This window comes from Acidimicrobiia bacterium (genome assembly GCA_040881685.1).
Lineage (GTDB): Bacteria > Actinomycetota > Acidimicrobiia > IMCC26256 > PALSA-555 > SHVJ01.
This window is the reverse complement of sequence record JBBECS010000054.1, coordinates 144,225-167,574: the sequence shown is the minus strand read 5'-3', so window position 1 is coordinate 167,574 and position 23,350 is coordinate 144,225. Positions and strand designations below refer to the sequence as shown.

Annotated in this window: 21 protein-coding genes; 16 read left to right on the top strand and 5 right to left on the bottom strand. The window is 68.3% G+C overall.

Translation table 11 applies throughout. The features are described 5' to 3' along the window. Positions 1-43 precede the first annotated feature (43 nt). Complete coding sequence (locus WEE69_15480; GenBank protein MEX1146704.1) at positions 44-1,330, top strand: amidohydrolase family protein; 1,287 nt, start codon at positions 44-46, stop codon at positions 1,328-1,330. Between the two features lie 3 nt (positions 1,331-1,333). On the opposite strand, the gene WEE69_15475 is transcribed toward WEE69_15480, so the two are convergent. Together WEE69_15475 and WEE69_15470 are read right to left on the bottom strand one after the other, a co-directional pair. Then, positions 1,334-2,227 (bottom strand): DUF6206 family protein, encoded by an 894-nt coding sequence (locus WEE69_15475; protein ID MEX1146703.1) that lies wholly within the window; start codon positions 2,225-2,227, stop codon positions 1,334-1,336. Further along, on the bottom strand, positions 2,224-3,441 hold the full coding sequence (locus tag WEE69_15470) for an aminotransferase class III-fold pyridoxal phosphate-dependent enzyme (GenBank protein MEX1146702.1): 1,218 nt from the start codon (positions 3,439-3,441) through the stop codon (positions 2,224-2,226). Before WEE69_15470 ends, WEE69_15475 begins: the two co-directional genes overlap by 4 nt. Before the next feature lie 50 nt (positions 3,442-3,491). Between WEE69_15470 and WEE69_15465 the strand changes: the two genes are divergently transcribed. Further along, positions 3,492-4,658: a pyridoxal phosphate-dependent aminotransferase gene (locus WEE69_15465; protein ID MEX1146701.1), complete on the top strand. Its 1,167-nt coding sequence runs from the start codon at positions 3,492-3,494 to the stop codon at positions 4,656-4,658. After that, positions 4,655-5,419, top strand: coding sequence for a nitrilase-related carbon-nitrogen hydrolase (locus tag WEE69_15460; GenBank protein MEX1146700.1), 765 nt, complete (start codon positions 4,655-4,657; stop codon positions 5,417-5,419). Before WEE69_15465 ends, WEE69_15460 begins: the two co-directional genes overlap by 4 nt. Here WEE69_15460 and WEE69_15455 read toward each other — a convergent pair. Further along, on the bottom strand, positions 5,416-6,270 hold the full coding sequence (locus tag WEE69_15455) for a TauD/TfdA family dioxygenase (GenBank protein ID MEX1146699.1): 855 nt from the start codon (positions 6,268-6,270) through the stop codon (positions 5,416-5,418). The two genes, WEE69_15460 and WEE69_15455, sit on opposite strands and share 4 nt — an antisense overlap. Before the next feature lie 36 nt (positions 6,271-6,306). Between WEE69_15455 and WEE69_15450 the strand changes: the two genes are divergently transcribed. Together WEE69_15450 and WEE69_15445 are read left to right on the top strand one after the other, a co-directional pair. After that, complete coding sequence (locus tag WEE69_15450; GenBank protein MEX1146698.1) at positions 6,307-7,920, top strand: acyl-CoA synthetase; 1,614 nt, start codon at positions 6,307-6,309, stop codon at positions 7,918-7,920. A gap of 1 nt (position 7,921) precedes the next feature. Beyond that, positions 7,922-8,710, top strand: coding sequence for an SDR family oxidoreductase (locus WEE69_15445; GenBank protein MEX1146697.1), 789 nt, complete (start codon positions 7,922-7,924; stop codon positions 8,708-8,710). A 115-nt stretch (positions 8,711-8,825) separates the two neighbouring features. On the opposite strand, the gene WEE69_15440 is transcribed toward WEE69_15445, so the two are convergent. Continuing rightward, positions 8,826-10,145, bottom strand: a complete 1,320-nt coding sequence (locus WEE69_15440) for an HD domain-containing phosphohydrolase (GenBank protein ID MEX1146696.1) — start codon at positions 10,143-10,145, stop codon at positions 8,826-8,828. Positions 10,146-10,584: 439 nt separating this feature from the next. Here WEE69_15440 and WEE69_15435 point away from each other — a divergent pair, with 439 nt between their 5' ends. The 6 genes from WEE69_15435 to WEE69_15410 are packed head-to-tail and all read left to right on the top strand — an operon-like array spanning position 10,585 to position 17,487. Then, positions 10,585-11,982, top strand: a complete 1,398-nt coding sequence (locus WEE69_15435; protein ID MEX1146695.1) for a cytochrome ubiquinol oxidase subunit I — start codon at positions 10,585-10,587, stop codon at positions 11,980-11,982. After that, positions 11,979-13,016 carry a cytochrome d ubiquinol oxidase subunit II gene (locus WEE69_15430; protein MEX1146694.1) on the top strand — a complete coding sequence of 346 codons (1,038 nt, stop codon included), beginning with the start codon at positions 11,979-11,981 and terminating at the stop codon, positions 13,014-13,016. The genes WEE69_15435 and WEE69_15430 overlap by 4 nt, the downstream gene beginning before the upstream one ends. Before the next feature lie 42 nt (positions 13,017-13,058). Further along, the gene (locus tag WEE69_15425) at positions 13,059-14,258 is read left to right on the top strand and encodes an amidohydrolase family protein (GenBank protein ID MEX1146693.1); all 1,200 of its coding nucleotides are present in this window, start codon (positions 13,059-13,061) and stop codon (positions 14,256-14,258) included. Then, positions 14,255-15,370, top strand: a complete 1,116-nt coding sequence (locus WEE69_15420; protein MEX1146692.1) for a hypothetical protein — start codon at positions 14,255-14,257, stop codon at positions 15,368-15,370. The genes WEE69_15425 and WEE69_15420 overlap by 4 nt, the downstream gene beginning before the upstream one ends. Before the next feature lie 13 nt (positions 15,371-15,383). Beyond that, the gene (locus WEE69_15415; GenBank protein ID MEX1146691.1) at positions 15,384-16,601 is read left to right on the top strand and encodes an aminotransferase class V-fold PLP-dependent enzyme; all 1,218 of its coding nucleotides are present in this window, start codon (positions 15,384-15,386) and stop codon (positions 16,599-16,601) included. A 43-nt stretch (positions 16,602-16,644) separates the two neighbouring features. Beyond that, a complete protein-coding gene (locus WEE69_15410) occupies positions 16,645-17,487 on the top strand; it encodes an alpha/beta hydrolase (GenBank protein MEX1146690.1) in 843 nt (280 codons plus the stop codon). On the opposite strand, the gene WEE69_15405 is transcribed toward WEE69_15410, so the two are convergent. Then, positions 17,477-18,043, bottom strand: a complete 567-nt coding sequence (locus WEE69_15405) for a hypothetical protein (GenBank protein ID MEX1146689.1) — start codon at positions 18,041-18,043, stop codon at positions 17,477-17,479. The genes WEE69_15410 and WEE69_15405 overlap by 11 nt on opposite strands. Before the next feature lie 60 nt (positions 18,044-18,103). On the opposite strand from WEE69_15405, the gene WEE69_15400 reads away from it, so the two are divergent. The 5 genes from WEE69_15400 (at position 18,104) to WEE69_15380 (ending at position 23,343) form a co-directional block, all read left to right on the top strand. Next, positions 18,104-20,062 carry an acyltransferase family protein gene (locus WEE69_15400; GenBank protein ID MEX1146688.1) on the top strand — a complete coding sequence of 653 codons (1,959 nt, stop codon included), beginning with the start codon at positions 18,104-18,106 and terminating at the stop codon, positions 20,060-20,062. A gap of 65 nt (positions 20,063-20,127) precedes the next feature. Then, a complete protein-coding gene (locus tag WEE69_15395; GenBank protein MEX1146687.1) occupies positions 20,128-20,670 on the top strand; it encodes a hypothetical protein in 543 nt (180 codons plus the stop codon). Between the two features lie 17 nt (positions 20,671-20,687). Continuing rightward, entirely contained in the window at positions 20,688-21,296 is a 609-nt protein-coding gene (locus WEE69_15390) for a glycerol-3-phosphate acyltransferase (protein MEX1146686.1), read from the top strand. Next, positions 21,293-22,519, top strand: a complete 1,227-nt coding sequence (locus WEE69_15385; GenBank protein MEX1146685.1) for an MFS transporter — start codon at positions 21,293-21,295, stop codon at positions 22,517-22,519. The genes WEE69_15390 and WEE69_15385 overlap by 4 nt, the downstream gene beginning before the upstream one ends. Further along, positions 22,516-23,343 carry a DegV family protein gene (locus WEE69_15380; GenBank protein ID MEX1146684.1) on the top strand — a complete coding sequence of 276 codons (828 nt, stop codon included), beginning with the start codon at positions 22,516-22,518 and terminating at the stop codon, positions 23,341-23,343. Before WEE69_15385 ends, WEE69_15380 begins: the two co-directional genes overlap by 4 nt. The last annotated feature ends 7 nt before the right edge of the window (positions 23,344-23,350 follow it).

The following is a 23,350-nucleotide window of genomic DNA, read 5'->3' as shown; positions in this document are numbered from 1 at the left end:
TCCGCACCTTTGAACGAGGTTCGGTCGCCAGTACCCTAATTCGGTGCGCGCCGACGATCTCGTCCTCATCTCGGTCGACGACCACATCTGTGAACCGGCCGACATGTTCGATGCGCACGTTCCGGCGAAGTACCGAGATCACGCGCCGCGCGTGGTGGACGAGGCCGATGGCTCGCAGCAGTGGTACTACGGCGACGTCCGCGGCAGGAACCTTGGGTTGAACGCGGTCGCGGGCAAGCCGCCCGAGATGTTCAACGTGAACCCGAACCGCTACGAAGACATGCGGCCGGGCTGCTACGACGTGCACGAGCGTGTGCGTGACATGTCGGCTGGCGGCCAGCTCGCGGGGCTCAACTTCCCGAACTGGACCGGCTTCTCGGGTCAGGTGCTGAACCTCGGGCCCGACCGTGACCTGAACCTCGTGATGATCCGCGCGTACAACGACTGGCATGTCGACGAGTGGTGCGGTGCGCACCCCGAACGGTTCATCCCCTGCGGCATCGTGCCGCTCTTCGACGCCGAGGAAGGTGCCAAGGAGGTGCGCCGGCTCGCGGCGAAGGGGTGCCACGCGATCACGTTCTCCGAGAATCCCGCCGGGCTCGGCATGCCGAGCATCCACACCGACGCGTGGGACCCACTCTTCGCCGCGTGCAGCGACGAGGGGACGGTGCTCTGCTGCCACGTGGGGTCGTCGTCGAAGAGCGCGTCGACGACACCCGACGCGCCTGCGCCCGTGCCGATGAGCCTGTCGTCGGCGATGACCATCTACACGCTCGGCGATCTGCTCTGGGCCGACTTCTGGAACCGGTTTCCGGCATTGCGCTTCGCACTCACCGAAGGCGACATCGGGTGGATCCCGTACTTCCTCCAGCGGGCCGAGCACACCTTCGATCGCCACAACGCGTGGATGCACCACGAGCCGGCGCAGGGTCTGCGCCCGAGCGAGCTCTTCCGCGAGCGGATCCTGTGCTGCTTCATCAACGACGCAGTCGGTCTTGAGCTGCTCGGCCACTTCAACGTGGACAACGTGTGCTGGGAGTCGGACTACCCCCACTCCGACAGCACCTGGCCGAACGCGCCAGAGTGCGTCGAAGCGCTCGTTTCCGATCTACCGGTCGAGACGGTCAACAAGATCACGCACGAGAACGCGATGCGGCACTACCAGTTCGATCCGTTCTCGATCCGGCCCCGCGAGCAGTGCACGGTCGCGGCGCTGCGCGCCGAGGCGACCGATGTCGACACCGTGACGCACGTTGGCCGACTTGCCGACGCCAGCGACGTCGCCGCATGGAAAGCCATGACCGGCGCCGCTGCGCGCGCCAGCAAGTAGCGCTCAGAGTCGCCGCTCGATGCGGCCGGGGAGCAGGTACCGGTAGTGCCGACGACGCACCCGTTGCTGCCAGTTCCGGTCCGCGCGCCGCGCTGTCTGCAACAGGCTCCAGACCCGCATATCGCGTCGGTAGTACCGACGCGCCTCGTCGGTCGTCAGCGGTCGATCGGGACGGAGCCGCTCGTTGGCAACGGTCACGACGGTCGGTACCCAGCTGCCGAGCCGCTCCTTGAAGAGGTTCGCCGCGAGATCGAGCGCGATCGCACGCGCGTCGAAGAACTGGTCGAGGATGGACCGAACGAGAAACTTCCGCACGAATGGGCGCAGCGCGGCCGGTAGCGAGGCGACGATGAGCTCAGTGTCGAGCAGGTCGCGGTCGAGCTCGTCCCGCAGCAAGGGTGTCGTGAGGTCGAAGTACACGAGCTCACCGTCGACCTGAGCCCAGTTGGACAGCTGTGCATCGAGTCCAACCCTCGGCGATGACGCGGCGGCGACGCGGTCGATCACGGAGCCGATGAGCTCCCGTCCGTCCGCCTCTGGTGCTCGCCGCAGCACCTCCGGTGCGAGCGCGTCTGCGGGCAGCACCGGTTGGATGACGTACGCCGTGAGGCGGCCGTCGACCGACGGCACGGCGTCGATCCGACTGTCGAGCACCGTGATCCCGGCTCGCTGGAGCGCGGTGACGTAGGCGTCGAACGAGGAGCGAAACGCCTCGAAGCGCTCGATGCGATCGAAGCCAGGCATGCGCTTGCACGCCCAAGGCCCATGCGCATCGGGCCACGCGAGCACCGACGTGATCTCGCCGTACCCGAGCACGTGGAGCGCGCTCTGGTCACGCGTGTCGAGCGCGTGCTCCACCGTCCGCTCGAGCGGGGCGAGGTCGACCAGCGTCGTCATCCCAACGCGCCTACAAGGAGTTCGGCGAGCTCGTCGACCTGGGCATCGTCGAGGATCAAGGGCGGGAGCATCTGGAGCACCGACGTGTCGTTGTTGGCGAAGACGGCGAACACACCCGCGTCGATGCATGCCTTCGCCGCGAGCACGCCGGCTGCCTCGTCAGGCCACTTCAAGCCGATGAACAGACCGCGGCGGCGCACATCACAAGGAAGCGGCGCGAGCTCCTTCTCGAGCCGCAACCCGACGTGCTCGACACGCTCGAGGAACCCGGGTTGCTCGATCACGTCGAGCACAGCGAGCGCCACAACGCATCCAAGATCTGATCCCCCGTACGACGACACGTGCACGAACGGCTCATCGTCGTAGAAGCGGTGCACAGCGGGGCTCATGAGCGTGGCCGCGATCGGGTACAGGCCGCCGCCGAGTCCCTTGCCCGTGACGACGATGTCGGGCTGCACCTCGTCGTGCTCGAAGCACCACATGCGCCCCGAGCGCCCGAGGCCGGTTTGCACCTCGTCCAGCGCGAAGAGCGCACCGCGGTCATGGCAGAGCTGCTGCACCGCGGCCAGATACCCGTCGTCCGGCAGTGGCATCCCCAGCGTGGCCGGCACGGTCTCGAGCAGCACGATCGCCGTGGCGCTGCCGATCGCCGCGTCCATTGCGGCGACGTCGTTCCACGGCACGTGGACGAACCCCGGCAGCTCGAGGTGATACGGCTCGTGGTAGCGCGCATCTGCCGCGCTCGCGGCGAGACCGGTGTGCCCGTGGTACGAGCCGTGCGCAGACACAACGGTGCGTCGACCGCTCACGGCGACCGCGGTCTTGATAGCCACCTCGACGGCTTCGGAACCCGACGGCGAGAAGACCGTGCCAATGAGTCGGTCGTCAGTCGTCGCGCTGAGTCGCTGCGCCAACGCGGCCTTCCACCCCGAGACGAGATGGTGGTTGCCGACATCGACGTCCTCGAGCGCGTCGCGCAACGCCGCGACGATCGCGGGATTGCGGTGACCGAGGTTGAAGACGCCGCCGTTGCAGTGGCAGTTGTAGAACCGACGCCCGTCATACGCGTCCCAGAAGAACGGACCTTCGCGTCGGCCCAGGACGAGATCGATGCCGAGCTCCTCGAACGTCTCCACCTTGCCCCGCGAGATGTGGTCGGCGAACGCACGGAGCGTCTCGTCACGGTTGGCAAAGGGTTGCTGCGGTTGGCTCACGCGCTCCCTCTCGGCCCAGTCTCGGGGGGAAAGTCTCTAGGCTCGGACCGGTGGCTGACGCCGATCGTTACCTCACGTCACGGCTCCATGGCTTCGGCACGACCATCTTCGCGGAGATGTCGGCACTCGCGGAACGCACCGCCGCGATCAACCTCGGGCAAGGCTTTCCCGACACCGATGGACCCGCCGCAGTGGCCGAGGCGGCCATCGCCGCGATCCGCGACGGCCACAACCAGTACCCACCTGGGGCCGGAATCCCGGCGCTCCGCGAGGCGATTGCCATACACCAGCAGCGGTTCTACGGCCTCGCCTACGACCCCGACACCGAGATCCTCGTCACGACCGGTGCGACCGAGGGGATCGCGGCCAGCCTGCTCGCGTTGTGCAACGACGGCGACGAAGTGGTGACGTTCGAGCCCTACTACGACTCGTATGCGGCCTGCATCGCGATGGCGGGCGCGCATCGCCGAGTGGTGACCCTGCGAACTCCCGACTACCGGTTCGATCCGGACGCGCTGCGCGCCGCGATCACCGACAAGACACGACTCTTGTTGCTCAACTCCCCGCACAATCCAACCGGCAAGGTGTTCGACCGCGAGGAGCTCGAGCTGATCGCCGAGCTGTGCGTGGAACACGATCTGATCGCGGTCACCGACGAGGTCTACGAGCACCTCGTGTTCGATGGCGAACACATACCGCTCGCGTCGCTTCCGGGCATGCGCGAGCGGACGGTCACGATCTCCTCGGCCGGCAAGACGTTCTCCTTCACCGGTTGGAAGATCGGTTGGGTGTGTGCCCCGCCCGGACTCGTTGCGGCGGTACGGATGGTCAAGCAGTACCTGACGTATGTCAGCGGCGCCCCGTTCCAACATGCGATCGCCGGTGCGCTGCTGCTCGACGACGGCTATTACTCGGCATTCAGGGACGACCTCATGATCAAGCGGGACCTGATCTGCTCCGGTCTCCGTGATGTCGGGTTCGACGTGTTCGAACCCGCGGGCACGTACTTCGTGACGGTTGACATCCGACCATTCGGTGAAGGTGACGGAGCCGCGTTCTGCCGTTCACTCGCCGACCGATGTGGTGTGGTCGGTGTGCCGAACGTGGTCTTCTACGACGATGTCGATGCGGGTCGATCACTCGTGCGGTTCGCATTCTGCAAGCGCCTCGAGGTGCTCGACGCGGCCGTCAGCCGGCTCAAGGCGCTGAAGAAATGAAAGTCGCGGGGATTCAGCACGACATCGTGTGGGAGGACCCGCCCGCGACCTTCGCGGTACTCGAGCCGGCGATCGCCGAGGCCGCCGACGCCGGGGCGCGGCTCGTGGTGCTCACCGAGATGTTCTCGACCGGGTTCTCGATGGACACCGAGAAGATCGCAGAGCCGGTCGACGGCCCGAGCACTCGGTTTCTCGTCGAGCAGGCCCAGCGGCACGGCGTGTGGGTGTGCGGCTCGCTGCCCGAGCGCCCCGCTGGTCAGACCCTGCCGTTCAACCGCCTGGTGCTCGCCGCCCCGGACGGCACCACTCATCGCTACGCCAAGATCCACCCGTTCAGCTACGCCCGTGAGCAGGAGCGGTTCGCGGCGGGGAGTGAACACGTCACCGTCGACGTGGACGGCGCCCGGTGCAGCTTGTTCGTCTGTTACGACCTGCGTTTTGCCGACGAGTTCTGGGCGCTCGCGCACGATACGGATTGCTACATCGTGGTCGCGAACTGGCCCGAGAGCCGACGAGCGCACTGGCGCGCGCTCCTCGTGGCGCGCGCGATCGAGAATCAGGCCTACGTGGTCGGCGTCAACCGCGTCGGTGAGGGCGGTGGCCTCGATTACGTCGGCGACAGCCGGATCGTCGATCCGCTCGGCGAGGTCCTGGCTGAGGCGACGGGCACGGAGGCAGTCCTCGTCGCCGACGTCGACCCGGCGCGAGTCACCGACGTGCGCAAGAAGTTCCCGTTCCTCACTGACCGCCGTGGCAGCTAGTAAGACCCGCTCAGCCCCATCTCGCCGGCGGCGGATGCCGACATGGTGGTCGGCTGCCAGTGTGACCACCGCGGCGCGTCACCCTTGGGGAGATCGCCCAGCACGGTGACGCGTTGGATCACGCGTGACTCGTCGTAGTCGTTCACCGCGTAGTGCTGCGTGCAGCGGTTGTCCCAGATGCCGACGCCGCCCGGTTCCCATCGGTATCGGCACTGGAACTGAGGCTGCTCGGAGAAGGCAAGGAGAAAGTCCAGCAGCGCGTCGCTCTCGCCGCGCCGGAGCTGCGGGAAGTGGGACGTGAACTGGCGGTTGACGTAGAGGGACGGACGACCGGTCACCGGGTGCACGCGCACGGCGGGGTGCTCCGACTGCTGCTCGGGGTGCCCGAACACGGCGGCGGTGTGCACCGCGGTCAGACCACCGAGCAGGTCGCGGACCGGCTCCGACAGTCCTTCGAGCACGCGGTACTGGTTCGAGAACAGCGTGTCTCCGCCGCGGCTCGGGCACTTCACCATGTGCAGGATCGAACACAGGGGCGGTGAATCGCTGAACGTGACGTCGGTATGCCAGACGTCGGCGCGAGCACCGGCGTCGCCGTCGAGCACGACGATCTCCTGGTGCTCGTCGCTCAGCTTCTGGAGGAACGGGTGGATCTCGATCTCCCCGAACCGCCGGCCGAGGGCCGTGTGGCCGTGGGGCGTGAGGTGCTGATCGGGGAGGAACACCACGAGGTGGTCGATGAGCGCCTGCTCGAGCGCGGCGAAGCCGGCGTCGTCGAGCCGCTCGAGGTCGAGCCCGCGCACCTCGGCGCCCAACGCACCCGACACCGGCGTGATCGTCACACCAGACATCCCAACTGTTCTAGTCGGTAGCCTCTCGGCTCACACATGTCGTCGTACAACCTGTCCGAGCTGTTCGAGCGCGTCGCCGACGCCGTCCCGGAGCGGACCGCGCTCGTTGCGCACGACCGGCGCCTTACCTACGCCCAGCTCGAGGAACGTGCCAACCGATTGGCGCACCACCTCGCTGACGCCGGCATCGGTCGCGGCGACCACGTCGGGCTCCAGCTGCTGAACGGCACGGAGTACATGGAAGGCATGCTCGCCTGCTACAAGCTACGCGCCGTTCCGGTGAACGTGAACTACCGATACGTGGAGCGCGAGCTCGAGCACCTGTTCAGCGACGCCGACCTCGTCGGCTTGGTGTTCCATCGGCGCTTCGGGCCCGCGGTCGTCGGCGTCGTTCCGAAGCTCGACAAGCTCCGGCACCTCATCGTGGTCGAGGACGACAGCGGTGAACCGATCCCCGACGGTGCCGTGGACTACGAGGCCGCGCTGGCGGCGTCATCGCCCAGCCGCACGTTCGCAGGGCGGGCGAACGACGACCTGTACCTCTGCTACACGGGCGGCACCACCGGCATGCCGAAGGGCGTGATGTGGACGCACGAAGACATCTTCTTCGGTGCGCTCGGTGGCGGCGACCCGACCCGCACCTCGCCGATCACCGAACCCGAGGAGATCGTGGAGCGCATCCCGGAGATGCCCGCGGTGCAGCTCGTGACTCCTCCGCTCATGCACGTGAGCGGGCACTGGTCCACATTGTCCACGCTCTTCGCCGGGGGTCAGGCGGTCTACGGCGCGCCCGGCCCGTGGGAGCCGGCGGCCACGCTCGACCTCATCCAAAAGGAACGGGCGAACTTCGTCACCTTGGTCGGCGACGCGATGGTGCGGCCGGTCATCGACCTCGTGCGCGCGAACCCGGACCGTTGGGACCTCTCCTCACTGTTCGTGCTCGCGTCGGGCGGGGCGCTGTGCTCCTCCACCACGAAGGAGCTCGCGCGCGAGGCCCTGCCCACCGTGATGATCATCGACGGGTACGGCTCCACCGAGACGGGCGTCGTCGGCAACGAGCGCCGCGAGCCGGGTGGCGACGCGCCGTCTGCCGCCCACTTCGCGGTTGACGACCGCACCGCCGTGCTCGACGACGACCTCAAGTCGGTCTCGCCGGGGTCGGGCGTGGTCGGGCGCCTGGCGCGCCGAGGCCGCCTCCCGATGGGCTACTACAACGACCCCGAGAAGACCGCGGCCACGTTCGTCGAGGTCGACGGAGAGCGCTGGGCGATGTCGGGCGACTTCGCCCACGTCGAAGCCGACGGTTCGATCGTCCTGCACGGCCGCGGCTCGCTCGCGATCAACACCGGTGGAGAGAAGGTCTTTCCCGAAGAAGTCGAGGCCACCCTGCTCGCGCACCCCGCAGTGCAGGACACGCTCGTGGTGGGTGTACCCGACGCGCGGTGGGGGGAACGTGTGGTGGCGGTGGTGTCGCGGCGCGATGGGGGAGAGCTCACACTCGATGGGATCCAGGCGCATTGCCGGAAGGAGCTCGCGGGCTACAAGGTGCCGCGCGAGCTCGTGTTGGTGAAGCAGATCCAGCGCGGGCCCAACGGCAAGGCCGACTACCGCTGGGCCAAGGAGCAGGCCCTCGCCGCCCAAGAGGACTGACGTGAGCGACAGCCTCGGCACTCCCGCCACCGGCGTGGTCGTCACCGGTGGCGCGTCGGGGATCGGCAAGGCGTGCGCGCTCGCGCTGGGGGCGGTCGGGCGACCCGTCGCGGTATGGGATGTCGACGAGGCGGGCGCTGCCGCGACGGCGGCTGAGTGTGCGGCAATCGGGGTGACGAGCCACGCGGCGCACGTCGACGTGAGCGAACGGGCACAGATCGACGCTGCGGTCGCGCCAACTCTCGCGGCGCTCGGCTCAGTGGGCGGACTCGTGCACGCCGCAGGGATGGTACGGCCCGCGCTCGATGACGTGATCGACGCCGACACCTGGGACTTCGTGCTGGATGTCAACCTGCGCGCGCACGGACTGATCGTTTCGGCGCTGCTCCCCGCGCTGCGTCAGGCCAACCCGGGTTCGGCCGTCGTGGGCATCGCGTCGATCGAGGGGCTCATCGGTCACGGCGGCATCCCGTCGTACGTCGCCTCGAAGCACGGGCTCATCGGTCTGACGCGGTCGCTCGCGCACCGGCTCGGGCTCGAGGGCATCCGGGCGAACGCAGTGTGTCCGGGGTACATCAGCACGCCCATGCTCGAACCTGCGATCCCGTCACCCGAAGCCAGAGCCCAACTGGAGTCCACGGTGCCGCTCGGTCGATTGGGCGCGGCCGAGGAGGTCGGGCGCGTGGTCCGGTTCCTGCTCTCCGAAGAGGCGTCCTACATCAACGGGGCCGCGATCGTGGTGGACGGCGGCGTCACCGCCGTCGGTGGCCAGAAGTTCGGCGGCGGCTGAGCGCGCATACGGATGCTGGCGAGCGCGGCGCCGCAGTGACCGGAGGGAGCGGAGGCGCTCGCCAGGGAGCGAACGCCCGCGGGCCGGGTATCCCGGCCCGCAGTGAGCGATCGAATCAAGCAGGTTCGGGCGCGAGGTCGCCGAGCCCTGCTGAGCCGGCACCGGCGAGCGGTGGCTCTACCCCGAACCGTCGAGCGGCCGCACTCGATTCCACACCCGCGCCGTAGCGCTCACCAACGCGCTCGAGTGCGGTGATGAGGCTCTCCACGCACTGGCGGTCGAACTGGATCCCCGCGTTGGCGCGCAGCTCGGCGACCGCGTCGTCGTGCGACATCGCCTTGCGGTAGGCCCGGGTCGACGTCATCGCGTCGAAGGCGTCGGCCACGTGCACGATGCGACCTTCGAGTGAGGCGTCGAGCCCGTAGTCGGTGACCGCATTGGTGTTCGAGGCGAGCAGGTCGATCCCTGCGAGTAGGTCGACTGAGATGACCTCGTGATGCCGGACACGGGCGTACTCGCTCGCCGTCAGGCGACCGGGCTTGTTCAGGAGCTGGTTCGGGATGATGAGCTTCCCGAGGTCGTGCATGAGCGCGGCTTCGCGGAGGCGACGGAGGCGGCCCGACGACTGCCCGAACTCAGAACCGATGTAACACGCGAACGTCGCGACGCGCCGCACGTGGCCGGCGGTGTAGGGGTCCTTGGCCTCGAGGCACTCGATGAGCACGTCGAGGGTTGCTTCGCGCGCCTCCTGCATCGCGAGATACGCCGCGTACGCCTGGCGCGCCACCAGGATGGGAAGCACGAACAGTACGGGGACCCACAGGCCGTGATGGTCGTACAGACGACCGAGGAACACGCCGACGGTGGCGAAGACGATGATCTGGAGGTCGGCGACACCCCAGAGCGTGGGAACCAACGAAGCGAACGTCATCCGATGCCGGAAGTGGAGCCCGATGCCGACGATCGACACGTTGACCGCGCAGTACGCGAGACCGGCCGCGATCGCGCCGAGCAGGCTCGGGACGATTCGCGTCGTGGTCCCCGCGACGACTTGATAGGCGGCCGCGGCCGAGAGGGTTGAAAGCCCGAAGTTGCCGGCGTTGAAGAACATGAGCAGCCATTGCCCACGGCGCAGGTGCGGGAAGTAGAGGCCGCCGGCGAGTCCCACGAGCAGCGGGCCCAGAAGTGGAGCGCTGTGACGGAACACGAACACCGCTGCCAGCGCAACGACGACCGAGCCCGAGAGCGCGGCTCCATTGGGGTGGCGGACGACCATGTGCTCGGCGAACACGCACAACGCCACCAACACGGCGAGCTCCGTGACGGGAACCGGCGGCCCCCCGGATGCGAGCGCGAGGGCAGGCGCCATTGCCAGGCCCCCTACGAGGGCACACCACAAGCCGAACGGGCGTTGCCCGTCGGTCCCGACGCCCATGCCGTCGAAATGTTCGCAGGTTCGGCGCAGTCTTGCCAGATTCCAGCACGCAGGATCCCGGGGCGATCCCCCGGCCCTATCCCTCGATTCCTTGCCCTACTTGATGCTCCAGCCAGCTCCGCCCGACAGCATCACTGCTGCGAGGCCGGAGAGCAGAGCGCCCAGACGGACGATCACGCGCTTCGTCATAGAGATCACCTCCCCTCGAAGTGGGCTGAGCGCGGCCGCGAGACGCTGCGGCCTGCCCGCATGAGATGTGTCGCGTCGAACGGGGGGATGGAACCCCCCGCCCTCCGGGAGCTCCGGGATCCTGCGGCTAGTGCCGAGCGTGGTCCGGTCCCTTCCTTGTCACCGTCCCCCGCCGGGCGTAGTTGATCCCGCGTTCAGCGGTCGTGCAACCCCGCTGCGTGAAGGGTCTCCCCCGTAGGCTCACGTGCCGATGGACGTGCTCGCGGCGCTCAGCTCGGAGCCATCGCAGCTCTTGCCGGCGCGCACGCAGATGGCGTTCACGCTCGGGTTCCACATCCTGCTCGTACCGATGGGCGTCGCGTTCACGTTCATCACGCTGCTCGTGCATTTCCGCGGTTTGCGCCGCGGCGACGAGGTCGCGCTGCGCCTCGCGCAGCGCTGGTCGAAGGTCGCGGCCGTCCTCTTCGCGGTTGGCGCGGTCAGTGGCACGGTCCTCACCTTCGAGATGGGGCTGCTCTGGCCGCGTTTGATGGGACGGTTCGGAGACGCGTACGGCATCCCGTTCGCGATCGAAGGACTCTTCTTCTTCCTGGAAGCGATCTTTCTTGCCGTCTACATCTACGGGTGGAAGCGCTTGCCACCCTGGCCGCACTTCCTCACGGGCATCCCAGTTGTGTTGTCCGGCATCGGCGGAACACTGGCCGTCGTCGCCGCGAACGCGTGGATGAACCAGCCGGCCGGCTTCACGCTTCGAGACGGCAAAGTCGTCGACGTCGATCCGTGGCGCGTCATCTTCAACGACGCGTTCTGGCACGAGAGCGTCCACATGCTGCTCGCCGCATACCTGGTTGCGGGATTCGTGGTCGCCAGCGTCTACGCGTTCGCGATGTTGCGTGGTCGTCGCGATCGGCATCATCGACTGGGCTTCCTCGTGCCGTTCAGCGTCGCGGCTGTCGTGATGCCGTTCCAGATCGTGGTCGGTGACCTCGCCGCGCGCGAGGTCTTCCACCAGCAGCCGGTGAAATTCGCGGCGCAAGAGCTCGTGTTCGAGACACAGCGCCATGCGCCCGAGGTGATCGGCGGCATCCTCGTGGATGGTGAGGTTCGCTATGGGATCAAGATCCCCGGACTCGCGTCATGGCTCGCTGACTACAGCACCGATACGAAGATCATCGGCTTGGAGTCGGTCGCGCCGCGTGACCGGCCGCCGGCGAGCATCGTCCATCTCGCCTTCGACGTGATGGTGGGGATCGCCACCGCGCTACTCGCCCTCGCGGCGTGGTTCGCGTTCTCGTGGTGGCGACGCCGCGACCTCCCGCGGTCACGGTGGTTCCTGCGCAGCGCCGCGGCTGCAGGTGTGCTCTCGATGGTGGCCATGGAGGCCGGCTGGGTGGTGACGGAGGTCGGCCGCCAACCCTGGGTGGTGCAGGGCCTGCTCCGAACCGAGGACGCGGTGACTCGAGCCGACGGCGTGTGGGTGAGTCTCATCGTTGTCGTGCTCCTGTACACGGCCGTCGGGACGGCGGCGGTGCTCGTGCTCCGCTCGATGGCGCGCCGCTGGCGCGCGGCAGACGCCGATGAGCCACCGGTGCCCTACGGACCTCCTCCTGAACTCGCGCCCGCGGGGTCGAGTGGTAGGAACGCATGACTGACGTCGTCGCGGTCATCTTGTGGATCGGGGTCACGTTCTACGCGGTCTTCGGGGGCGCAGACTTCGGAGCCGGGTTCTGGGATCTCGTGGCCGGGGGGAGCGAGCGCGGCCGGCGCCCGCGCGCGCTCATCGACGCCGCCTTGGCACCGGTGTGGGAGGCCAACCACGTGTGGCTGATCTTCAGCCTCGTCGTGCTGTGGACCTCGTTCACCGATGCGTTCTCGTCCCTCATGTCCACCTTGTTCGTTCCGCTGACCGTCGCCGCGTTCGGGATCGTGCTGCGCGGGTCGGGCTTCGCGTTCCTGCACGTCTCGACGCGGCTCGGAGCGCGACGCGCGTACGGCGCCGTCTTCGCCGTGTCGTCTCTCGTCACGCCGTTCTTCCTTGGCGCCGTCGCCGGCGGGATCGCGTCGGGTCGTGTGCCCGTAGGCAACGCTCGGGGCGACCTCGTGTCGAGCTGGGTCAACCCCACCTCCATCCTCGGCGGCGTGCTCGCCGTGGTCACGTGCGCGTACCTCGCCGCCACGTTCCTGGTCGCCGAGGCCCGGCGGCGCCAGGACGCGGATCTCGAGCGGTACTTCCGAGTGCGCGCCATTGGCGCGGGTGCGGTCGCGGGTGCGGTCGCGCTCGCAGGCATCGCCATCCTCGACTCCGACTCGCCTCACCTGTTCAACCGGCTGACCCACCAGGCGCTGCCGCTCGTCGTACTCTCCGCCCTCTGTGGGGTGTCGGCACTCGTCGCACTCGTGCGGCGCACACCATCGGTTGCGCGCGTGCTCGCGGTCGGCGCGGTGGCCACCGTGGTCGGTGGATGGGGCGTCGCGCAGTACCCGCACCTCCTCGGGACGCACCTGACGCTCGACGCGGCGTCCGCCCCGGACGCGACGCTCACCGCCGTCCTCGCGGTGTTCGGCGTGGCGGTGCTGACCTGTCTGCCGGCGCTCGTTCTGCTGTATGTGCTCGACCAGCGCGGTCGGCTCGGCCCCACCGCCAACCCCCCTTCTGGAGCCCCACAGCGACCGAAGCAGTAGCCCCTGGATCTCCAGAACGGGGGGTGCCGTAGATTCTTGGGTATGACGACGACCGCCGAGCCCCGCCCGGACCTCTTCCTTCCTGAGCCCGAACCCCGCGAGGTGAAGTACACGATCATCTCGGTGGACGACCACCTCGTGGAGCCACGCCACATGTTCGAGGGCCGGCTGCCGAAGGCGCTCCAGGAGCGCGCGCCGCGCATCATCGAGGACGAGAGCGGTCACGAGGTCTGGGAGTTCGAGGGCGCTCGCCATTTCCAGGTGGGTCAGAACGCGGTGGCGGGGCGACGGCCCGAGACGGTGAAGATCGAGCCGTTCCGCTTCGACCAGATGCGGCGGGGCTGTTGGGACATCGACGCCCGAGTCCGCGACATGGACATCAACGGCGTGTGGGCGTCCCTGAACTTCCCGTCGATGATCACGGGATTCTGTGGCCGCGTGTATTCGCAGGCGCAGGACCCGGAGCTCGGGCTTGCGGTCACGCGTGCGTGGAACGACTGGATGTACGAGGAGTGGTGGCAGCCGTACCCCGACCGCACGATCCCGATGGGAATCACCTGGCTCTCCGATCCCGAGATCGGCGCTGAGGAGATCCGTCGCAACGCCGCACGCGGGTTCCGAGCGGTCACGCTGCCCGAACGCCCGCACCGCATCGACTTCCCGGCGATCTTCAGCGACTACTGGGAGCCGATCATCGCCGCGTGCGCGGAGACCGAGACGGTCATCTGCCTGCACGTGGGCTCGTCAGGCATGCCCGACTTCCCGGCGGGTTGCCCGCCTCTCCAGCTCGGTGCGACCTTGTTCGGCCAACTCTCGCTCACGGCGTGCGCGGAGTGGGTGTGGTCGGCGTGGGGGGCGCGCTACCCGACGCTGAAGATCGCGATGTCGGAAGGTGGCATCGGCTGGGTCGGCATGCTTATCGACCGACTCGACAACATCGTCGACCGCTCGGGTTATGGCCTCGACGGCTTCGGCGGGATGCGTCCGGCCGAGGTGCTCCGGCGCAACTTCTGGTTCTGTACCATCGACGACCCGTCGACGATCGCGACGCGCTACGCGATCGGCGTCGACCACATCATGTTCGAGACCGACTACCCGCACGGCGACGGTACGTGGCCCGACTCGCAGGCTGTCGTCGAGCGCTTCTGGGGCGACCTTCCCGTCGACGAGCTGCGCAAGATGCTCCACCAGAACGCGGCGCAGCTGTTCCAGCATCCGTTGCCGGAGCGCTGTCTGCCGTGACCGGTCCATTCTCGGACCCGTCCGCCGACGTCGACACGTCGAAGCCCGAATACGAAGAGGTCCATGCGGTCTCGCGCGGGATGGCAACGGCGGTCGCGCCCGATGGCGGGCTCACCGATGTGCAGGTGTCTTTGCTACGGGCGGTGACGAAGGCGGTCACCGAAGTCGACATCGACTACCGGTCGCTCGAGCCACTCGATGCCGCCGAGCTCGGCAAGGTGCTGGCGCGCCGCGGGCACCAGTACCGCCAGCGGATCGTGCACCACATGGTCCTCGCCGAGATGGTGCTCACGCCGATCCCGGAGGACGTCGCGCGTCGCGTCGCCGAATGTGCCGAGGTGCTGGGGATCGCCGACGACTTCGTCGGGATCGCGCGCAAGTATGCGAGGGGCGCACTCGGCCTTGCCTGGAACGACCTTCGTCGCAGCGGCTTCGCCGAGCACTTCGACGAGACGTCGATGGAGACGTTGCATTCCAAGGCCGCGCTCGAAGACCCGTGGGAGGAAGGCCCGCCCGAGCCCGACCTCGAGCTTCGATGGCGCCAGCTCGCCGAACTCCCGGAGGGAAGCCTCGGCCGATGCGTCTCCGACATGTACCGGGAGCGCGGCTTCTTCCTCCCTGGGACGCGCAGTGCGGCCTCGGCGTACCTCGCGCAGCACGACTTCGTGCATGTACTCGCCGACTACGGCACGACCATGGAGGGCGAGCTCGAGGTGTTCGCGTTCCTCGGCCGCGCCGATCCCGACCCGAAGGGCTTCGCGTGGCTCGCCACCATGATCGGGCTCTTCGAGACGGGCTACGTGGACCGGCAAGGATTCTTCCGCGTGGATGTCCGTGATCGGCTCCTCGACAACCCGGGCGTCGATGTTCGCCTGGCCGATGCCATCCGCCGTGGCAAGGCAGTGGCGGAGAAGCTGGGCCGCGACCTGTTCACGGTCGACTACCACTCGGTGGCCGAGCACCCGGTCAGCTTGCTCGCCGAGCTGCTCGAGATCCCGGAGAAGTCGCCCGAAGCGATCGCGGCCGGCTCGGTCGGGCCGTTCGAACCCGCGGGAATCACGGAGTACCAGCGCGAGGCTGGACGGCTCGCCGCGCAGCACGTCAGCAGCTGATGCACACCAGCTGATGCAGGACGGGGGCACCCCAGCGGACGACGTGCTCGCCGAGCTCGACCGACGCCGTGCAGTCGAACCGGACGTCCTCGGCGCTCGGCTCTTCGGCCTCGTGTATCCCTCGGGCCGCGACGACCTCGAGCAGCTGTTCCTCGAGGTCCAACGTCGATACCTGTTCCACAACGCGCTCAACCCCTTCAAGTTCCCCGAAGTCGCCGCGCTCGAAGCCGAGGTTGTGCAGATGACCGGCGACCTCCTGCACGCACCCGAGCCCGGTGGCGGGACGATGACCTCGGGTGGCACCGAGTCGATCCTCATGTCGATGCTCGTCAATCGCGAGCGCGCGCGTGCGCGCGGCGTCGAGCGTCCTCAAATCCTTGCCCCGCACTCGGCGCATCCGGCCTACGCGAAGGCGGCCCACTACTTCGGCATGGAGCTCGTCTCAGTCCCGCTGGATGACCAATGGCGTGTGGACGTGCGCGAGGCCGCGCGCCTCGTCGGACCGTCGACGGCGGTGCTGGTCGCGTCGGCGTTCTCGTATCCCCATGGGGTCATGGACCCGGTGGCGGACATTGCCGCGCTCGCGGCCGAGCACGGCGCGGGATGTCATGTGGATGGGTGCCTCGGCGGATTCGTGCTGCCCTTCCTCGAACGACTTGGCCGCGATGTGCCGCCGTGGGACTTCCGCGTCGAGGGTGTGACCGAGATCTCGGCCGATGTGCACAAGTTCGGATACGTGCCGAAGGGCGCGTCGGTGGTGCTGCACCGCGACCCCGACTGGTCCTCGCACCAGGTCTTCCTCTACGACCAGTGGCCGGCGGGTGTGTACGGATCGCCGGCGATCATGGGAGCACGACCCGCGGCCCCCATTGCCAGCGCATGGGCCGCGATGCGCTATCTCGGGGTCGACGGGTACACCGAGATCATGCGCGGGCTGATGACGACCGTGGAGAAGATCCGCACAGGACTCGAAGGCATCTCCGGAATCGAGATCGTCGGCGCGCCGATCGGGCCCGTGCTCGCGCTGGAGTCGAGCAGCCTCGACCTGTACGCGGTCGGCGACGTGATGGACGAACGGGGTTGGAATCTCAATCGCAACGTGGAGCCGCGCGGCCTGCACATGGTCCTGTCGCCCGCGCACGCCAACGTCGCCGATGCGCTGCTCTCCGACTTCGTCGACGCGGTCGCGAACCACGGCGAGTCCAAGGGAGTCGAGGCCCGCTATTCCTAAACCCGGGTTGCGTTGGCACCGTCGCCGCGTCGCCGGGCGGTCGGTGTCGTATCTCGAGGCTGGACGCGGGCGCACGGTCGTGTTCCTGCACGGATGGGGGCTCAGCCACCGGGCCTATCGGGGCGCGGTGAAGCGCCTCGCCGCGATGGGAGTGCGCGTGATCGCGCCGGCCATGCCCGGGTTCAGCGGGAGCGCCGGGTTGCCCGCCGAGGAATGCACGCTGCGCGGCTACGCGACGTGGCTGGTCGCGTTCCTCGACGAGCTGGGCGTCACCGAACCGGTGCTTCTCGTGGGGCATTCGTTCGGCGGCGGCGTGTCCATCGTGACCGCGCACGACCATCCCGATCGTGTCGGCGCCCTCGTACTCGTGAACTCGATCGGCGGAGCAGTGTGGGCAGACGACGGCGAGCTGGTTCGACCGATGACGGATCGGCCGATCTGGGATTGGGGTCTGCACCTCTCGCGTGATCTGCGCGGCGCGATCCAGCTCTCTCGGGTACTTCCGGTGGTGTTCACCGAGGCACTCCCGAACATCGTGCTCGACCCGCGTTCCTTCTGGCGCTCGGCGCGCCTTGCTCGCGACGCCGACCTCACCGATGAGCTCGGCGCGCTCCGCAAGCGCGGACTCCCCGTAGTGGTGGTGTGGTCGCCGCGAGATCGGGTGGTGACCGACGCGTCGATCGATGCATTGCGCGACGCGCTCGGCGATGCGCCGACGATCTCCGTCCCGGGTGGGCACAGCTGGCTGCTCGCCCGTCCCGACCACTTCGGGGAGGTGATGACCAACGTCGTGCAGGTGGCGGAGCGAGCCAAGTGGCTCGAGCCCGCGGGGCGTATCCGTCGCTGGTGGCGCCGCCGGCACGCGGCCGACGTGGTCAGTCGGTGAGCTGTTGGCAGGTTGCCTGTGCGTTGAATGCCTTCACGAGTGGCGCCACGTCGAGCGCGCTGGCCGCGTTCAGCGCGGCTTGCACGCTCTCGAGCCCGGCTTCCACTGCGTCCTGAGCCGTCCGTGATTGAGCCACGAACGCCACCGGATCGTCGGCTGGGAGCTGCTTCAGTGACTTGCGCGCGTTCGTCAGCGTCGATTGCACCTGCTTGAACTGCCCGACCACGATCGACTGCACGTCTGCCCCGCCTTCGACCGCCGGTGGTCCGGTCTTCTTCAGCTTGCCCACGAGCGCCTTCGTCGCGTTGACGGCCGAGCCGACCAGCTTCAGCAAGGCTTTCTTGCCCTGCGCCGGAGTCGTTGGCGGCGCCGCGGAGGCTTGCGCGCTCGCGCTCTCGATCTTGGTGAGCCAGCTGTCCAAGCTGCTGCACACGCTCTTGGCGTACGCCGCGGGCTTGGCCTTCGCGGGTGCGCTCGCGCTCACGACCGTGGGCGCCATCGCGAGGAGCGTCGCAGTGGCGACGGCGAAGGCCAGAGCCCGGGTGCCACGGCGCATCGGCCCAACGTACCCGCGCGACCTACACGGGCAGGAAGCGGGCGGTCAGACTTGACGCGCTTGGACACCCGCGCCCGCGCCGACGGGACGCCGGAGGCGCACGGGGACCCTTCCACTCCGAGCGCGCCGTCGATCCCGCATCAGCCCGCGCTCGACGGGCTCCGCGGGGTCGCGGTCATCGCGGTCCTCCTGTATCACGGCGGTGCCACGTGGATGCGCGGCGGCTTCCTCGGTGTCGACCTCTTCTTCGTGCTGAGTGGCTTCTTGATCACGACGTTGCTGCTCGCCGAGTGGGGCCGACATGGCCGAATCGACCTTCGGGGTTTCTGGATCCGCCGAGCGCGCCGCTTACTGCCGGCACTCGCGCTCGTGCTGTTGGGCATCGCCGTCTATGCGCTCGCAATCGCAAAGGCTTCGCAGCTCGAGCGAATACGAGACGACGGGCTGGCCGCCATCGGCTACGTCGCCAACTGGCGCTTCGTCCTGTCGGACCAAAGCTATTTCGAGCAGTTCGCGGCGCCGTCGCCGTTCCGGCACATGTGGTCGCTCGCGATCGAAGAGCAGTTCTACCTGTTATGGCCGTTCCTCGTGCTGGTGCTGCTCCGTTGGCGTCCACAGCTGCGGCTCGTCACGCGGGTGTTCGTGATCGGTGCAGTGGTCTCAGCGTTGCTGATGGCCGCGCTTTACAAATCCGGGTCGGACCCGTCACGTGTGTACTACGGCACCGATACCCGCGCGCAGGCGCTCCTCGCGGGGGCGGTGCTCGCGGCCGTTCTCCTGCGTCAGCGCACACGCCGCCGTCGCGCGCCGCGCGCCGCTCCGTGGGTGCGTGCGGGTCTCGCGGGATCCGTTGTTCTGCTCGTGATGCTCATTGTCACAAGAGACACGGCTGAATGGATGTACCGCGGTGGCTACCTCCTGGCGGCAGTCGCGTGCGCGCTGGTGATCGGTGCGGCAGTGCAGCCGCGGCGCAACCTCGTGCGGTCGGCGCTGTCACCGAAGCCGCTGCGCGCCGTCGGCAAGGTGTCGTACGGGCTCTACCTATGGCACTGGCCGGTGTACTTGACGTTGACCGAGGACCGCTCGGGTCTGCACGGGACGGCGCTGCTCATCTTGCGGATCGCGGTGAGCGCTGGGCTCGCGGCGGCTTCCTACTTCTTCGTGGAGATGCCGGTGCGCCGGGGTGACTGGCCGCAGCTCGCGCGGCGCGCGGTCGTCGTGGTGCCGGGCTTGGCCGCGGTGCTTGCGGCCGTGTTCCTCCTGGTTCCCGTCGTCCGGGGCACGCCGGACGAGATTGCGGTCGCATCGCCACCGGTGACGACCTTGCCAGGGACACCGGCACCCGTGCCCGCACGCGTCCTCGTCGTCGGCGACTCGGTGGCCAAGACCCTCGGCGACGGCTTCGACCGGGGTTCGCACGCAGCGGGAGTGGAGCTCTTCAACCGTGGGGAGCTCGCGTGCGGACTCGCGCAGCGCGCCGTGATCGAGCACGGCGGGCGCTCGGCACCGACGGAGACGACTTGCGACGACTGGCCCGCACAGTGGGAGGGATTTGTGTCCGAGACGGCGCCGGTCGTCTCGGTCGTGGTCTTCGATGTGTTCGTCGTCCAGGATCTCGAAGTCGACGGTGAGAGCCTGCCTTTCGGAAGCAAGAAGTCGGACCGCTATCTGCTCGCGCAGCTCGAACGCGGCGTTGACACCCTGCGCGCCCATGGCGGGAAGGTCGTGCTGCTCACCGCTCCGTACAACCACCGACCCGAGGTCGTGGGTCAACCGTCGAAATGGGACGAGGACGATCCAGCGCGCATCGATCATTGGAACGCGCTCCTGACGCGCTTCGTGCGACAGCGCGCGGATGCGGGCGTGACATTGGTAGATCTCAACGCATACGTGTCACCCGACGGCGTGTACACGAACACGTTGAACGGGGTCGAGTTGCGCTACGACGGCGTGCATTTCAACCCCGATGCGGCCGAGCTGATCTTCCAGTGGGTGCTACCCCAACTTCCCGCATCGTGAGTTCGAGTTCCCGTCGAGGGCGCCTCATTGGGCAGACTGGGCGTACCCGATCTCCGAGGAGGCCCGTGAACCGCGTGCTCCGAATCTCTCTGCTCGCGATCGTCGTCCTCGTCGCGCTGGTTGCCCAGACTGCGGCCCAGCCGAGCGCAGATGACGGCGTGGGCATCGGGTCGCTGGATCCCTCTTCGGGTGCGCCCGGCACGGAGATCCATTACACGGTCGTCGGCAGCCCGATCGCAGACTCGGAGTGTCGCGCGTCGAGCGCCTTCGCAACGGAGTTGCTCACGTCCGACGGTGTCCGACTCACGACCGGCGCCGACACGATCATCGTTCCCGACACTGCCGCACCAGGCACCGCCTTCGTTCGCTTGATCTGCTACGTATCTGACACGACGGGACGGCGCGTGATCAGGGGTGTGTGCACGAGCTTCGAGGTGGTCGCAGCCGGCACGACGGTCGCGCCGACGCCCAAGACGGCGACCGGAGGTACGACGCTGAACGAACCCTGCCCACCGGCGGGGCGCGTCGTCATGAGCGAATCGGTGATCGCGAGCCAAACCGCGCTCGGCGAGGCCTTCAACCAAGTCATCAAACCTCTCGGTGGGTAACCCGGCAGAATGACCGGATGATCGAGGGGGGAGTGCTGGCGCTCGCGTTCATCGCAGGCGCCATTCCTTTCTCGAACCTTGTGGCGCGCTGGGTCAAGGGTGTTGATCTGCGGGACACGCCGTACGGAACGGTGTCAGGCACGTCGATCTACCGCGTTGGCGGCTTCTGGCCACTCGCGGTGTCGGGCATCCTCGACATGGCCAAGGGCGCGCTCGGTCCACTCGTTGCCGGCGACCGATGGTTGCTTGCTTCACTCGCGGGTGGCGTCGCTGTCGCCGGTCACAACTGGTCGCCCTTCCTGGGTGGGAAGGGCGGACGCGGTGTCGCTCCGGCGCTCGGTGCCCTGGCGGTCAATGCGTGGCCCGGCATGGTCGTGCTCCTCGGAAGCCTCGTGCTCGGGAAAGCGGTGCGCGAGACCGGCCTCGGTGGCTTCTTCGGCGAGGTACTGCTCGCCCCGGTGCTTGCCATCACGAACAGCGCGTTCGGCGCGGCGGCCGGTGGGGCCGTCGCGGTGCCGATGCTGGCGAAACGCGTGGTCGCCAACGCGCCGCCCCCCACCCCCGGCTTCGAGCCCTATGCGCGCCGGTTGCTGTTCGACCGCGATCCCGACACACCCACCAGGTGACCGTCACTTCGCTGGTGCGCCGCGGTGGGTTCCGTGACCTCCTCATCGGCCAGCTGGTCTCCAGCCTCGGTGACTGGATGGGCACGGTCGCGTTCATGGCACTCGCACTCGAGCTCACGGACTCACCAACGGCGGTTGGCGGGATCCTGACCCTGCGTCTTCTCCCGGCTGCGCTTGGCGGCCCGCTCGCGGCGCGGGCCGTGTCCCGGTGGGACCGACGTCGGACCATGCTGGCCATGGATGCGTCGCGTGCGGTGATCATCGCCACCGTCCCCCTCGTGCGCGAGATCTGGTGGGTCTATCTGTGTGCAGTGCTGCTCGAGGTCGCCAGCCTCGTGTTCCTGCCGGCGCGCGACGCGTCGATCCCTGATCTGGTGGAGTCCGCGGATGACCTTCCGCTCGCCAACGGTCTCGTGCTCGGCTCGTCGTACGGTTCCATCCCGCTCGGGGCGGCGTTGTTCGCGGCGTGCGCCGCGCTGCCGTTCGTCGATCTCTTCGATCGCCCGCTTGCGCTCGTGTTCTGGATCGACGCCGTCACCTTCCTGGTCTCGTTCGCCTTCGTCTCTCGCCTGCACATGTTGCGAGCACCAATCGGTGGTCGTCCGACCTCGGAGGATGCGCGGTTCATCGAGGCGTTTCGGATCCCTCTTGTACGCGCCGTCATGCCCGCGGCGGCGGCCGTCGCGCTCGGGCTCGGCGCCCTGTTCTCGCTCGGGATCGTGTTCGTCCGCGACGTTCTCGATGCGTCTGACACCGAGTTCGGAGTGCTCATCGCGTTGTTCGGTGTCGGCGCCGGTGCCGGCCTCGGTCTGCTCCACGTGCGTCGGGCGCGTGACTCGATCCAAGAGGCGCGCCTCGGCGTCGCCGCGATCGGCCTGATCGTCGCGGTCTTCAGCCTGGCGTCGTCGATCAGCCTCGCGTTCGCGGGCGCGCTGGTGTTCGGGGCCGCAGCCGCGTTCACGCTCGCGTCGGGCATGGGAGCGATCCAGTCGTCGATCGACGGCCACCAGCGCGTGCTCGCGTTCGCGGCCTTCCACGTGGTCATCCGGCTCGGGCTCGGCGTCGCCGCGATCGCGGCCGGTCTTGCCGGCGATCTGCTCGGAGACGCGCATCTGCTGGGAAGCCTCGAACCGGCCCGAGTCGTGCTGCTCGGGTCGGGCCTCCTCGTGCTGCTGGCGTCCTTGTTGGTTCGCGTCACCGCGGAGAACGTGGTGCGGTCGTGACCGTCGCCATCGTCACCGACAGCGCTGCCGCGCTGCCGCCCGACCTCGCACGCGAGCAGGGGATCGCGGTCGTGCCGATGTGGCTCACCGTTCGCGGCGTGCCCGAGCCGGAGGGCGGTCGTCCGCTCGACGAGCTCCTCCACGAATGCGACGTCACGACCTCAGCTCCAACTCCAGGAGAGTTCGAGACCGCGATCAAAGAGGCATGTGCTGGCAACGGCGGAGCCGTCGTGCTGACGATCGCGTCGTCGATGAGCGCGACGTATCACGCCGCGAGCGTCGCAGCACAGGCGGTCGACGGACCGGTGCGCGTCATCGACACGGCCACAGCTGGTGGCGCGGAGGCCCTCGTCGTCCTTGCGGCGGCCGAAGCCGCGCGCGGCGGCGCGTCGCTCGAGCACGTGGAGAACCGGGCGCGTGCGGTGATCGAACGGGTTCGACTCGTCGCCACCGTCCCCACCCTCGACCATCTCGTTCGCAGCGGCCGGGTCCCGGGTGTCGCGGGCTGGGCCGGGCGTCGTCTCGGGATCAACCCGCTCTTCGAGTTTCGCGGCGGCGCGGTCCGCCGGCTGCGCCCCGCGCTGAGTCGAGCGACGGCCCTCGATCGGATCGTCGCGCTCGTGCACCGCTCTCGACCCCCACGCTCTCGACTGCACGTCGCCGCGCTGCACGCGCTCGCCGTCGAGACGGCAAACGAGCTGCTGGCGCGGGTGTCGGAGCTCGAACACCCGACGACGGCGTTCGTGGGGGAGTTCGGACCGGTGATGGTCGTGCACACCGGTCCGGGGCTGGCCGGCGTCGCGTGGTGGTGGGAAGCCGAATAGTGGGATG